Origin of the sequence: Rhodococcus olei (genome assembly GCF_039540555.1) — a bacterium.
GTDB classification, from domain to species: domain Bacteria; phylum Actinomycetota; class Actinomycetes; order Mycobacteriales; family Mycobacteriaceae; genus Rhodococcus_G; species Rhodococcus_G olei.
In genome coordinates, this window is sequence record NZ_BAABFB010000048.1 from 94461 (window position 1) to 107761 (window position 13301).

At 70.5% G+C, this 13301-nt stretch carries 10 protein-coding genes; 5 read left to right on the plus strand and 5 right to left on the minus strand.

All coding sequences use genetic code 11. The features are described from left to right. Positions 1 to 20 precede the first annotated feature (20 nt). Positions 21 to 1232 carry a low temperature requirement protein A gene (locus ABD951_RS15145; protein ID WP_345346246.1) on the minus strand — a complete coding sequence of 404 codons (1212 nt, stop codon included), beginning with the start codon at positions 1230 to 1232 and terminating at the stop codon, positions 21 to 23. Between the two features lie 138 nt (positions 1233 to 1370). Here ABD951_RS15145 and ABD951_RS15150 point away from each other — a divergent pair, with 138 nt between their 5' ends. Further along, positions 1371 to 2636 carry an aspartate kinase gene (locus tag ABD951_RS15150; RefSeq protein WP_345346249.1) on the plus strand — a complete coding sequence of 422 codons (1266 nt, stop codon included), beginning with the start codon at positions 1371 to 1373 and terminating at the stop codon, positions 2634 to 2636. Positions 2637 to 2640: 4 nt separating this feature from the next. Further along, complete coding sequence (locus ABD951_RS15155; RefSeq protein ID WP_345346252.1) at positions 2641 to 3678, plus strand: aspartate-semialdehyde dehydrogenase; 1038 nt, start codon at positions 2641 to 2643, stop codon at positions 3676 to 3678. Between the two features lie 165 nt (positions 3679 to 3843). Here the strand turns inward: ABD951_RS15155 and ABD951_RS15160 are convergent, their stop codons facing one another. Both ABD951_RS15160 and ABD951_RS15165 read right to left on the minus strand, forming a co-directional pair. Then, on the minus strand, positions 3844 to 4224 hold the full coding sequence (locus tag ABD951_RS15160; protein ID WP_345346255.1) for a DUF309 domain-containing protein: 381 nt from the start codon (positions 4222 to 4224) through the stop codon (positions 3844 to 3846). Between the two features lie 10 nt (positions 4225 to 4234). Continuing rightward, positions 4235 to 5245 (minus strand): hypothetical protein, encoded by a 1011-nt coding sequence (locus ABD951_RS15165; protein WP_345346258.1) that lies wholly within the window; start codon positions 5243 to 5245, stop codon positions 4235 to 4237. 160 nt (positions 5246 to 5405) lie between these two features. On the opposite strand from ABD951_RS15165, the gene ABD951_RS15170 reads away from it, so the two are divergent. Both ABD951_RS15170 and ABD951_RS15175 read left to right on the plus strand, forming a co-directional pair. Beyond that, the gene (locus ABD951_RS15170; protein ID WP_345346261.1) at positions 5406 to 7763 is read left to right on the plus strand and encodes an arylsulfatase; all 2358 of its coding nucleotides are present in this window, start codon (positions 5406 to 5408) and stop codon (positions 7761 to 7763) included. Positions 7764 to 7962: 199 nt separating this feature from the next. After that, entirely contained in the window at positions 7963 to 9429 is a 1467-nt protein-coding gene (locus ABD951_RS15175) for a catalase (RefSeq protein WP_345346264.1), read from the plus strand. A 52-nt stretch (positions 9430 to 9481) separates the two neighbouring features. Here ABD951_RS15175 and ABD951_RS15180 read toward each other — a convergent pair whose 3' ends face one another. Continuing rightward, positions 9482 to 11116, minus strand: a complete 1635-nt coding sequence (locus ABD951_RS15180; protein ID WP_345346267.1) for a GMC oxidoreductase — start codon at positions 11114 to 11116, stop codon at positions 9482 to 9484. A gap of 150 nt (positions 11117 to 11266) precedes the next feature. Here ABD951_RS15180 and ABD951_RS15185 point away from each other — a divergent pair, with 150 nt between their 5' ends. Further along, positions 11267 to 11704 carry a Fur family transcriptional regulator gene (locus tag ABD951_RS15185; protein ID WP_345346270.1) on the plus strand — a complete coding sequence of 146 codons (438 nt, stop codon included), beginning with the start codon at positions 11267 to 11269 and terminating at the stop codon, positions 11702 to 11704. Between the two features lie 128 nt (positions 11705 to 11832). On the opposite strand, the gene ABD951_RS15190 is transcribed toward ABD951_RS15185, so the two are convergent. Further along, complete coding sequence (locus tag ABD951_RS15190; RefSeq protein ID WP_345346273.1) at positions 11833 to 13299, minus strand: pyridoxal phosphate-dependent decarboxylase family protein; 1467 nt, start codon at positions 13297 to 13299, stop codon at positions 11833 to 11835. Positions 13300 to 13301: the final 2 nt, after the last annotated feature.

Below are 13301 nucleotides of genomic sequence, written 5' to 3' on the forward strand. Positions count from 1 at the left end.
TCGGACGGGCCCGACACGGTTCAGCGTTCGTGGTCGCCGTGCCGGATCCGGTCCCGACGCTCGGCGTACCGCCACGTGTCGTAGCCGGTCATCGCGGCGAGCCCGGCGGCAAGCGCCGTGAGCGTCACCAGCGCCGGGGTGTGCCAGAGGACCGGGATCGCCGCCAGCAGCAGGGCCGCGGTCACCACGCGCGGCCAGCTGACCGAGCCGGTCGGGTACGCCTTGAAGTAGACCAGCGCCAGCAGGTACAGCGCGGCGCCGGCGAGCAGCGCCACCAGTGGCCAGCCGGTCAACGGGTCGGTGAGCCGGTGGGCGTTGCCGTCCGTCGCGTAGGACAGCACCTTCTTCAAGCCCAGGGACATCAGCACGATGCCGGCCACCATCGGCAGGTGCGCGTACGTGTAGCAGTGCTGGGCGATCCTGATCAGTCGGGTGCCGCCCGCGGCCTCGAAGGCGCGCTCGACGGCCAGCGACGTCACGTCGAAGTACGCCCACCACATCAGCGCGGCGACCGCGAGGCCGAGCAGCGACCCGACGATGATCGCCCACGAGATCGGCAGCGCGGCCACCCCGATGCCGATCGAGGTGATCGACTCGCCCAGCGCGATGATGACGATCAGCCCGTGCCGCTCCGCGAAGTGGCTCACCGACCGCAGCCGCCAGTCGGCCCCGCCGACGAGGGTGCCCAGGTAGTCCCCGGCCAGAGCGGCGAACCACATCGCGGTCTGTGCCGGGCCGGTCAGCTGGGAGGCGACCAGCAGGCACACGGTCCCCACGGCCATGCTCGGCGCGAACCGGAGCACCTGACCGCGCAGCTGCGGATCGTCGGCGCTGAGCACGAAGAACATCACCAGGTGCAGCAACCGCACCACGAAGTAGCCGAGCGCGAAGATCACCGGGCCGTCGAGTCCGCCGGACATGTCGTCGAACGCCTCGGGGATGGTCAGCGCGAGAACGAACACCGCCCCCATCGCCGCGAACAGCACCACGCGGGAGGCACCCTCGTCCGCGCGGACCAGGTTCCACAGCCACGAGTACCCGACCCAGCTCCACCACAGCACGCCGAGCACCAGCATCGCGTGGAGCACGTTCACGCCGCTCGGATCGTCCGCCATCAGGTCGGTGACCCGGGTCAGCGCGAACACGAAGACCAGGTCGAAGAACAGTTCCAGCGGTGAAACGGAGGCCCGCTCCTGCACCTCCTGGACCCGTAGCCGTCGAGTGAAGTCCATGGATTCATCGTGACAGCGGAGCCCTGCCGCCGCAGCCCGCCGATGTGTCACCCGGCTGCGTGCGGGAGCTGCGGGCACCGTCGGTAAGCTTGACCCTCGGACTTCGAAACCTGACCCCAGATCCGGAGGTTGATTGGCGTGGCGCTCGTCGTACAGAAGTACGGCGGATCCTCGGTGGCATCCGCCGAGCGCATCCGACGTGTCGCCGAACGGATCGTCGAGACCAAGCGTGCCGGCAACGACGTCGTCGTCGTGGTCTCCGCGATGGGTGACACCACCGACGAGCTGCTCGACCTCGCGCAGCAGGTGTGCGACACCCCGCCGGCGCGCGAGATGGACATGCTGCTGACCTCCGGTGAGCGCATCTCCAACTCCCTGGTCGCGATGGCCATCCACGGCCTCGGCGAGGAGGCGCGCTCCTTCACCGGTTCGCAGGCCGGCGTCATCACCACCGGTGCGCACGGCAACGCCAAGATCATCGACGTCACGCCCGGCCGGGTCCGCGACGCCCTCGACCGCGGCTCGATCGTGCTGGTCGCCGGCTTCCAGGGCGTCAGCCAGGACAGCAAGGACGTCACCACCCTCGGTCGGGGCGGCTCCGACACCACCGCCGTCGCGCTCGCCGCGGCCCTGAAGGCCGACGTGTGCGAGATCTACACCGACGTCGACGGCATCTACACCGCCGACCCGCGGATCGTCTCCGATGCGCAGCGCCTCGACACCGTCTCCTTCGAGGAGATGCTGGAGATGGCGGCGTGCGGCGCGAAGGTGCTGATGCTGCGGTGCGTCGAGTACGCCCGCCGCTACAACGTGCCCGTGCACGTCCGTTCCTCGTACACCACCAAGCCCGGCACCATGGTGTCCGGATCGATGGAGGACATCCCCGTGGAAGAAGCCATCCTCACCGGCGTCGCGCACGACCGCTCCGAGGCCAAGGTCACCGTCGTCGGACTGCCCGACGTGCCGGGATACGCGGCCAAGGTCTTCCGTGCGGTCGCCGAGGCAGAGATCAACATCGACATGGTGCTGCAGAACATCTCCAAGGTGGAGACCGGCAAGACCGACATCACCTTCACGCTGCCGCAGACCGATCTGCCGGCGGCGGTGGAGAAGCTGACCGCGCTGCAGGGCGAGATCGGGTTCTCCGAGATCCTCTCCGACGACAGCATCGGCAAGGTGTCGCTCGTCGGTGCCGGCATGAAGAGCCACCCCGGCGTCACCGCCACCTTCTGCGAGGCGCTCGCCGAGGCCGGCATCAACATCGACCTGATCTCCACCTCCGAGATCCGGATCTCGGTGCTCGTCGACGACGCCGACCTCGACAACGCGGTCCGCGCGATCCACAACGCATTCGACCTGGGCGGCGAAGAAGAGGCCGTCGTCCACGCGGGAACGGGACGGTAAACCCATGGCTCTGACACTCGCCGTCGTCGGCGCGACCGGACAGGTCGGCGCCGTCATGCGCGCCCTGCTCGAGGAGCGCAACTTCCCCGCCGACAAGGTCCGGTTCTTCGCCTCGGCTCGGTCGGCGGGCACCACGCTGCCGTTCCGCGGCCAGGACATCGTCGTCGAGGACGCCGCCGCCGTGTCCGACGAGGACCTGAAGGGCATCGACATCGCCCTGTTCTCCGCCGGCGCCACCCTGTCGCGCGCGCAGGCCCCGCGGTTCGCCGCGGCCGGTGCCACCGTCATCGACAACTCGTCGGCGTGGCGCAAGGACCCCGAGGTCCCGCTCGTCGTCAGCGAGGTCAACCCCGAGGAGGCGAAGAACCCGCCGAAGGGCATCATCGCCAACCCGAACTGCACCACGATGGCCGCGATGCCGGTGCTCAAGGTGCTGCACGACGAGGCCGGGCTGCAGCGTCTGATCGTCTCCAGCTACCAGGCGGTCTCCGGCAGCGGCCTCGCCGGTGTCGAAGAACTCGCCACCCAGGTGCGCGCGGTCGTCGACGAGGCGGAGAAGCTCGTGCACGACGGTTCCGCGGTCGCCTTCCCGGAGCCGAAGAAGTACGTCGCGCCGATCGCGTTCGACGTCGTCCCGCTGGCCGGCTCGCTGGTCGAGGACGGCAGCGGCGAGACCGACGAGGACCAGAAGCTGCGCAACGAGTCCCGCAAGATCCTCGGCATCCCGGACCTGCTTGTCAGTGGCACGTGTGTCCGGGTACCGGTGTTCACCGGGCACTCGCTGTCGATCAACGCGGAGTTCGGCAACCCGCTCTCGGTGGAGCGGGCGAAGGAACTGCTCGCCGACGCCCCGGGTGTCGAGCTGGTCGAGGTCCCGACCCCGCTGGCCGCCGCGGGCAGCGACCCGTCCCTGGTCGGCCGCATCCGTCAGGACCCGGGCGTCCCCGGCGGCCGCGGACTGGCCCTGTTCGTGTGCGGCGACAACCTGCGCAAGGGCGCCGCGCTGAACACCATCCAGATCGCGGAGCTGCTCGTCGGCTGACCGCTGGCACTCGCTTCTTCACCGTTCCCCAATGCCACATCGGGCCACCTCGAGTGACCGGATGTGGCATTGGGGAACTGTCGTTTCCGGGGTCACAGCGGGTCACGTGACGACCCCCGATGTGACATCACGGAACTTCCGGGGCCGACCCGACGGGTCTCGGGGTCAGGGCAGCCGGAGGCGGGGGACCGGGGGCTGCGCCGGGAACGCGGGGGCGGCGGGGTCGCCCAGTTCGTCGATCAGGTGCTCGGCCCAGCCGACGAGCCCGGTGACGTCGAGGGCGTGCGGTGGGGCGCTGTCGAACGCGCCGAGCAGTTCGGCGCCGCGGCGCAGGGACACGGCCGCTCCGGGGTCGCGTCGCGAGACCTGCGTCAGGCCCTCGACGAGCAGCGTCAACCCCTGCCAGAGTTCCAGTTCCGTGTCGGGCGCGGCCGTCGTCGTCGCGGCGAGCAGGACCGCGGCCTCCTCCGTCGCGCCGTGATCGAGGAGTCGCTGCGTCTCGGTCACCGCGGCACCGGGAGCGAACCGTGCACCGACATCGGTCATGGTCGACACGCTAGCCTGTTCGGTCCGCCCGGTGAAGGGTGCCGGGAGCGAGGTCCGTCGCCGGCGGATCGTCGTCGTGCGCCGCCTCCCCGACCTCTGCCTCCCCGACCTCGGCCGCTTCGGCCTCGGCCGCCACCACCTCGGGTGTCGGTCCGCGCAGCAGGCGGCCGGCGATGCCCTCGTCGACGGCCAGTGCCTTGATGATCACGGTCGCCGCCACCACGACACCGGACTGGATGAACATCCAGGTGATCGTCGTGAAGACGAGCCCGAGCTCGCCGAACTTGCCCGCTGCGGACGTGCTCGCCATCGGCAGGTAGACGACGCCGGCGAGACCGACCGCCGTCAGCCCGGCGGCGGTGAGTCCGGCCGTCGCCCACAGCACCCGCCCGGCGAGCCGGCCCTCGGTGAGCAGATAGGGCACCGTGGCCCAGAGCAGGAACCAGACCAGTGCCTCGCCCAGCACCGCCAGGGGCGGACCCACCCAGTCCACCGAGGACAGCGAGCGAACCCGGCCGAGCATCCCGACCGCGCTGGCGACCGCCATCAGCACCGCGATCCACCGCCACCAGCCGCGCACCGACAGCGCAGGCACCCCCCAGACCTTCCCGTACACCCGGCCCAGGGCTCGGGCGAAGGAGGTGCCGCTGAGCAGCACCATGAACACGCCGACGACACCGAACGCCGCGAACGTCGGGCGGCTGGAATCGACGGCGTTGGCGGTCGTCTCGGTGATCGTGGTCAGGGCGCGCGGATCGATGCCCAGCTGGTCGGTGAGCGACTCCGACACCCCATCGAAGTTCCGGACCGTTCCGGCGAGGATGATCACCGGCAGCACCGACGTGAATTCCTGCGCGGCGAGGGTCATCGACCGGTCGGCCAGCTCGATGTCGATGATCCCCCGGATCACGCGTGCCACCGTCCGTCCGGGAGCGGTGTGCCGCATCCACCCCTCGGCGGATTGCCTCCGGACCTCGAGTGCTTCCTTCGCCAGGGCGACCGACAACTTCGTGGACTTCACGACAACCAGTCAAGCCGATCTGCGCCGGTTGCGGGTCATCCGAGGGAGGTGAGTCGTGGTCACACCCCGGAGTGCTTAGCCCGGCTCAGTGCCCTGGTCCGGCCGTGGCGGCGGTGGTTCGCTGGTACTCGGGGCGGGGGCTTTCCGAGGAGGAGAGAACATGGCCAGTCCATTCCGGGGCATCGTCAACCTCGACATCCGCGACTCGGTGCCCGACTGGGGGCCGTACGAGCAGCCGAAGGCGCCCCCGGGCTCACCGAACGTGCTGTACATCGTGCTCGACGACGTGGGTTTCGGCGCGCTGAGCTGTTACGGCGGACCCGTCGAGACCCCCAACATCGACAGGATCGCGGCCGCCGGGTTGCGCTACAGCCAGTGGCACACCACCGCGTTGTGCTCGCCGACCCGTTCCTGCCTGCTCACCGGACGCAACCACACCACCAACGGAATGGCCTGCATCAGCGAGGCCGCGATCGGCTTTCCCGGCGCGAACGGCCACGTTCCCCCGGAGTGCGCCACCCTCGCCGAGATCCTGGTCGAACGCGGGTTCAGCACGGCCATGGTCGGCAAGTGGCACCTGTGCGCCGCGGACGAGATGAACCTCGCCTCGACGAAGGCGAACTGGCCGGTCGGCCGCGGTTTCGAGCGCTTCTACGGGTTCCTCGGCGCGGAGACCAGCCAGTGGTACCCGGACCTGGTGCACGACAACCATCCGGTCGAGCAGCCCACGACGCCGGAGCAGGGCTATCACTTCGGCGTCGACATCACCGACAAGGCAATCGAATTCATCGACGACGTGAAGGCGATCGCCCCGGAGCGGCCGGTGTTCCTGTACTACGCGCCGGGCTGCGCGCACGCTCCGCATCAGGTGCCGCGCGAGTGGGCGGACCGCTATCGCGGCGCGTTCGACGCCGGCTACGAGGTGATGCGCGAGCGGATCCTCGCCCGCCAGAAGGAGATCGGCCTGGTGCCGGAGGACTGTGCGCTGCCGCCGCTCAACCCGATCGGCACCCCCGAGTCCCGCACCGGTCCCGACGGGCAGCCGTTCCCGCCGCTGGACTACACCCGGCCGTGGGCGACGCTGTCCCCGGACGAGCAGCGGCTGTTCGCCCGGATGGCGGAGGTGTACGCGGGTTTCCTGTCGCACTGCGACGACCAGATCGGCCGGCTGCTCCGCTACCTCGAGGAGATCGACCAGCTGGACAACACCATCGTCGTGCTGGTCTCCGACAACGGTGCGAGCGGCGAGGGCGGCCCGAACGGGTCGGTCAACGAGAACAAGCTCTTCAACGGCGTGCCCGACGACCTGGCCGAGAACATGCGGATGCTCGACGAGCTGGGCAGCACCGCGACGTACAACCATTATCCGAACGGGTGGGCGATGGCGTTCAACACCCCGTTCAAGATGTGGAAGCGCTACTCGTTCAACGGCGGCACCTGCGATCCCTGCATCATCTCCTGGCCGAACGGCATCATGGCGCGGGGCGAGACCCGCGACCAGTATCACCACGCGATCGACCTGGTGCCGACCCTGCTCGACTGCCTCGGCGTCGAACTCCCGGACACGGTCAAGGGCTACACCCAGCACCCGCTGCAGGGGGTGAGCATGCACTACAGCTTCGACACCGCCCGCATCCCGACGGCCCGGCACACGCAGTTCTATTCGATGCTCGGCACCCGGGGGATCTGGCACGACGGCTGGAAGGCGGTGACCACGCACCCGGCGATCAGCGGGTGGGCGCATTTCCCGGAGGACACCTGGGAGCTGTACCACACCGACACCGATCGCACCGAGCTCCACGACCTCGCCGCCGCGGAACCCGGGCGGCTGGCCGAGCTGGTCGGGCTCTGGTTCCACGAGGCCGGCGCCAACCGGGCGTTCCCGCTCGACGATCGCTCGCCGATCGAGATCCTCGCGACCCCGCGCCCGCGGCTCGCGCCTGCGCGCAACCGCTACGTGTACCGTCCGGGTCGCGCCGAGGTGCCCGAGACGGTCGCGGTCAGCCTGCGCAACCGGTCGTACTCCCTCGGCGCGCTGGTCGATCTGCCCGCTGCCGGTGCGACCGGGGTGCTGCTGTCGCAGGGCGGCCGGTTCGGCGGCCATGCCCTCTATCTGAAGGACAACCGGCTGCACTACGTCTACAACTTCCTCGGCAGCGAGGAGCAGCGGGTCGACGCGACCGAGGACCTGCCGACCGGTGAACGCCTGATCCTGGCGGCCTCGTTCGACAAGGACGGGGAGGACCCGCCCGGCACCGCCCACGGACTGCTGTGTCTCTACCACGGCGACCGCAAGGTCGGCGAGGGCCGCATCCGGACCCAGCCCGGGCCGTTCGGGCTCGCCGGCGCCGGCCTGACCGTCGGTCGCAGCGCCGGCGACCCGGTCACCCGCGACTACGCGGGCGCCGCGCCGTGGGCGTTCACCGGGGGCTCGCTGAACCGCGTGGTCGTCGACGTCAGCGGGGAGCCGTACGTGGACCTGGAGCGGCAGGCCGCCGCGATGCTGTCCCGCGAATAGCGCACGACACGGTGGTGGGTGGTCGGCCGCCGACACACCCACCACCTATTCTTGACTAATTCCAGAATGGGTGTTGCAGTGGTGGCGGTACCCGGGTTCCGGCGCGACTCGCGAGCGTCGCGCCGGAACTGTCACCGGGGTTCAACCGAGGTCCGACCGAACGCCGCGGATGCGCGGAGAGAAGCGAAGGGATCACTCCATGAGCACTGCCGACCCGAAGTCCACCGACGCGAAGCTGACCACCGCAGTCGGTGCACCGGTCCCCGACAACCAGAACGTCGCCACCGCCGGACCGCGCGGGCCGCAACTGCTGCAGGACGTCTGGTTCCTGGAGAAGCTCGCTCACTTCGACCGTGAGGTCATCCCCGAACGGCGCATGCACGCCAAGGGATCCGGCGCCTACGGCACCTTCACCGTCACGAACGACATCACGAAGTACACCTCGGCGAAGATCTTCTCCGAGGTCGGCAAGAAGACCGAGCTGTTCGCCCGGTTCTCCACCGTCGCCGGGGAGCGGGGCGCGGCCGACGCCGAACGCGACATCCGCGGCTTCGCGGTGAAGTTCTACACCGAGGAAGGCAACTGGGACCTCGTCGGCAACAACACGCCGGTCTTCTTCTTCCGTGATCCGCTCAAGTTCCCGGACCTCAACCACGCGGTCAAGCGTGACCCGCGCACCAACATGCGCAGCGCCAACAACAACTGGGACTTCTGGAGCAACCTTCCCGAGGCGCTGCACCAGGTGACGATCGTGATGAGCGACCGAGGCATCCCGGCGTCGTATCGGAACATGCACGGATTCGGTTCGCACACTTTCAGTTTCGTCAACGCAGCCGGTGAGCGGTTCTGGGTCAAGTTCCACCACCGCTGCCAGCAGGGGATCGAGAACCTCACCGACGCCGAGGCCGCCGAGCTGGTCGGCCGGGACCGGGAGAGTCACCAGCGCGACCTCTACGAGGCGATCGAGCGCGGCGAGTTCCCGAAGTGGAAGCTGATGGTGCAGATCATGCCGGAGGCCGACGCCCAGAAGGTGCCGTACCACCCGTTCGACCTGACGAAGGTGTGGCCGAAGGGCGACTACCCGCTGATCGAGGTCGGCGAATGGGAACTCAACCGCAATCCCGACAACTACTTCGCCGAGGTCGAGCAGGCCGCGTTCAACCCCGCGCACGTCGTACCCGGCATCAGCTTCTCGCCGGACCGGATGCTGCAGGGCCGGCTGTTCTCGTACGGTGACGCGCAGCGGTACCGCTTGGGGGTCAACAACTTCCAGATCCCGGTCAACGCGCCGCGGTGTCCGGTGAGCAACTTCCACCGCGACGGCGCGATGCGGGTGGACGGCAACATGGGGTCCGCGCTGCACTACGAACCCAACTCGTACGGCCGCTGGCAGGAGCAGCCGCAGTACCGGGAGCCGGCGCTGGCCGTCGGTGCGGTCGCCGACCACTTCGACCACCGCGCGGACGACGACGACTACTACTCGCAGCCGCGGGCGCTGTTCAACAACATGAACGCCGAGCAGAAGCAGGCGCTGTTCGAGAACACCGCCCGCAACATCCACGGTGTGGACCCGCAGATCATCAAGCGGCACATCGACAACTGCACCAAGTGCGACCCCGCGTACGGGGAGGGTGTCGCGAAGGCGCTCGCCGCGCTCGACGCCTGAGCACCGACCGAGGTGGGCCGCCCGCGGAACCGGGCGGCCCACCTCGTCGCGGTCAGCCGCCGTCGGCGACGATCCGGGACAGGTTTCGTTCGGCCAGCGCGGTGATCGTCAGCGACGGGTTGGCCGTGCCGGTGCTGCCGGGGATCAGCGCGCCGTCGACGACGTACAGGCCGCGGTAGCCGTGCACGCGACCGTGCCCGTCGGTGGCGTCTCCGAGCACGGCCCCGCCGAGCGGGTGGGCGGTGAACGAGACGTCCACGTCGGCGGCCAGCGGAGCCAGCCCGGCCACGGTGCCGCCGGCCGCGGCCATCGCGTTCTGCACCGACCGCAGCGCGTCCGCCGACGCGCGTCCTCCGCCGGCCGGCCACCGCAGCATCGCCCGCCCGGCCGCCGCGTCGTACTCGAAGGACGCCCGGGTCGGGTCCATCGTCATGCCCAGCGAGGCGAGCACGCCGACATCCTTCGCGACACCGGCCGCGTACCAGTTCTCGAGGCTCACCGGCAGGCCGGTCTCGTCGACGATCCGCGACGCGCACGGTGCGGCCTGATCGCCGAACAGTCCGTCGGTCAACGCGAAACTGCGCACCATCGCCGCGTCGCCGTTGGTGCCCCAGCCGTGGCCGACGTGCTCGTTCAGGTCGGGCAGCGTGCCGGTGGCCTGCGCCTGCACCAACAGCTCCGTGGTGCCGACCGACCCGGCGCCGAGCACCAGCCGGTCGCAGGTCAGCGTCGAGCTCGCGACGACGGCGCCGAACGGGTCGCGGCGGTCGACCTGCACCCAGTAGCGGCCGTCGCGTTCCCGGCCGATCGCGCGCACCGTGTGACCGTGGCAGATCGTCGCCCGCCCGGTCGCCTCCGCGGCGGGGATGTAGTTCTGCGTGAGGTCGTACTTCGCGCCGTTCGAGTTGCCCAGCGTGGATTCCGCGGCGAGCGCGGAGCGGCGGGACCGGCCGGCGCGTTCGGCCCGGACCACGTCCCAGTTCCAGATCCCGTCCACCCGTTGGGGCCGGTGACCGGCCGCGATCGCGTCGGCGTCCCACCGTCGCGAGTGCGCGAACTCCGGCGCGGCGTAGAGGTCGTCCGGGAGCGGGGACAGCCGCAGGTACTGCCGGACCCGCGGATACCAGGTCGCCGCCATTTCGGCGTAGTCGAGTCGACGGCCGAAGGCCTGCTCGAACAGGTGCCGTTCGGGCGCGATCATCACGCCGGTGAACACCACCGAGCCACCACCGACGGCGGCGCCGCGCCACACCGACAGGCCGGGGTAGTCGGTGACGTCGAGGACTCCGGCGAAGTCGTCACAGACCACCGGCAGCCCGGTCGGGTTCGTGAACCGCGTGCGGTGGTGGAGGCCGCGGCCGTCGGCGAGCATGTCGGTGGTGAAGATCTCCCGCCACGGATCCCGCGGCCAGCGCAGCCCGCGTTCGAGCACGGTGACCCCGAGACCGGCCTCGGCGAGGCGCAGCGCGGCGACGCTGGCGCCGAAGCCCGACCCGACGACCAACGCCTCCGAATGGGGCGGCGGGGTCGGCGGCTCGGCGAACAGCTCCGGAACGAGCCGCCGGTAGGTGTCCGGGCCGACCGGCAACGCGGCCGCGTCGCGTGGAGTCAGCGCCGCCGGACCCAGCACGGCGGGCGCGAGCAGCGCGGCGCCCCCGACGCTCCTGAGAAACGCACGACGATCCACGAACTCGCCCCCTCGGTACGACCCGACCCGCCACGGTGGTCGCATCGTCGGCGACCGCGCCCGGCAGCCTAGCGGGTTTCCGGTGTGGTTCGGGCGACACCCCGGCCGGTTTTATTGACCTGTTCCAGAAAGGGGGTCGATACTGGGCGCATGCGAGACGCCGGAACCCACCCGGACCCGCGCATGCAGCTGCGCGATGCGGGTCTGCGAGTGACCGCGCCGCGCGTCGCAGTCCTTAACGCGGTCGCCGCCGCGCCGCATGCCGATGCCGACCGGATCACCGCGGCCGTTCGGGTCGAACTCGGATCGGTGTCCACCCAGGCCGTCTACGACGTGCTCAAGGCCTGCGTGGGGGCCGGGCTCCTGAGGCGCATCGAGCCCGCGGGCTCTCCGGCCCTGTTCGAGACCCGCACCGGGGACAACCACCACCACGTGGTGTGCCGCGGATGCGGCACCGTCGCCGACGTCGACTGCGCCGTCGGCCACGCACCCTGCCTGGACCCCTCCGACACCCACGGCTTCGACATCGACGAGGCCGAGGTCGTGTACTGGGGGATGTGCCCGCGGTGCCGGGTCGATCAGCGCTGAGCGGTCACCAGTTCGACCACCAGTACACGGCGCAGGCCAACAGGAACAGCAGCACGGTGTCCATCACGCCTCCCCACGTAGTGCTCACCACCATCATGCGCCGGGACGGTCGGTCGCGCCGTCGCGCGTCAGTCCATGAAGCGGGCCAGGAACTCGACCAGCAGGCGTTCGGCGACGGGCTCGGGGAGGGCTTCGATCAGGGCGAGGAGCTCGGCCATCGGGCCGCCGAGGCCGGCCGCCGGGTCGAGGCCGACCATCGACAGGACGGCCGCGCAGTTCTCGCTCGTCAGGTCCTCGGGCCGGATCTGCCGGGCGGCCGCGACGAAGTCGGCGGGGGCCTGTGCGCCGGGCACGGCCCGAACGGTGTCCGCCGCCGCGGTCAGCGCGTCGGCGAGCTCGACCACCACCGACTCGGTGACCGGGGTGATCGTCAGGTGCGTCGTGCGGGGCAGCCGAGTGCCGTCGGGCTGGGTGCGGCCGGGTTGCGGCTGCAGCGTCCAGCCGAGGTCCTTCACCGCGTCGGCCCACCGGTGCGGGTCCACCCGCCCTTCCGGAGCCGCGCCCTCGTCGGTCGCCACCGCCAGCAGCGGTCCGACCGGGTCGCCGACCACCCGCAGCCCGTCGATGGCGTCGACGGACTTCCGTAGCTGCTCCGCAGCCCGCGCGATCCGCCCCGTCAGCTCCGCGAACCCGGACCGGCCGAGCGCCCGGGACACCGCCCAACCCGCCGCGACCGGCATCACCGTCCGCGATCCCAGCATCGTCGGGTTCACGACCGCGTATCCCGGCCACGCGCTGGTCGCGAACCACTGCCTGCGGTGCCGATCCCGATCCCGGTACAGCAACACCGACACCCCCTTCGGGGCGTAGCCGTACTTGTGCAGGTCCACCGACAGGCTCGCGACCCCCGGCACCCGCAGATCCCATGCGGGACGGTCCTCCGCACCCGGCCACCACGGCAGCACCCAGGCGCCGATGCAGCCGTCCACGTGCACCGGAACACCCTGCTCTGCGCAGACTTCCGCGATCTCGTCGACGGGGTCGAGCGCACCGTGCGGATACGACGGCGTCGACGCGACCACCAGCGCCACCGACTCGTCGAGCGCGGCCGCGACGCTCTCCGGCCGCAGCCGGCAGGTGTCCGGGTCCACCGGCACCACCCGCAGTCGCAGGTCCAGGTAGTGGGCGGCCTTGACGAACGCGGCGTGCGCGGTCGATCCGATCACGAGGGTGGGCCGGTCGTCGCGGCCGGTCGCCGCGCGCCAGGAGTCGCGGGCCGACTTGACCGCCAGCAGGCAGCTCTCGGTGCCTCCGCTGGTGACCGATCCGACCACCCCGTCGACACCCTCGGCGAGCACCGACCGCGCCAGCGCGACCAGGTCCCGTTCGAGGGTCGCGACGGACGGGAACGTGGTCGGGTCGAGACCGTTGAGCGACTGGACCTTTCGGGCCGCCGCCCCGGCGAGGTCGTCGAGGCCGGCGACGCCGGGGTCGTAGACGTACGAGAGCAGGTGGCCACCCGACGTCGGGGCGTCGGCGGCCCGCAACTCGTCGAGCCGGGACAGGATCTCCTGCGCGGAGTGTTCGAACTGCATTC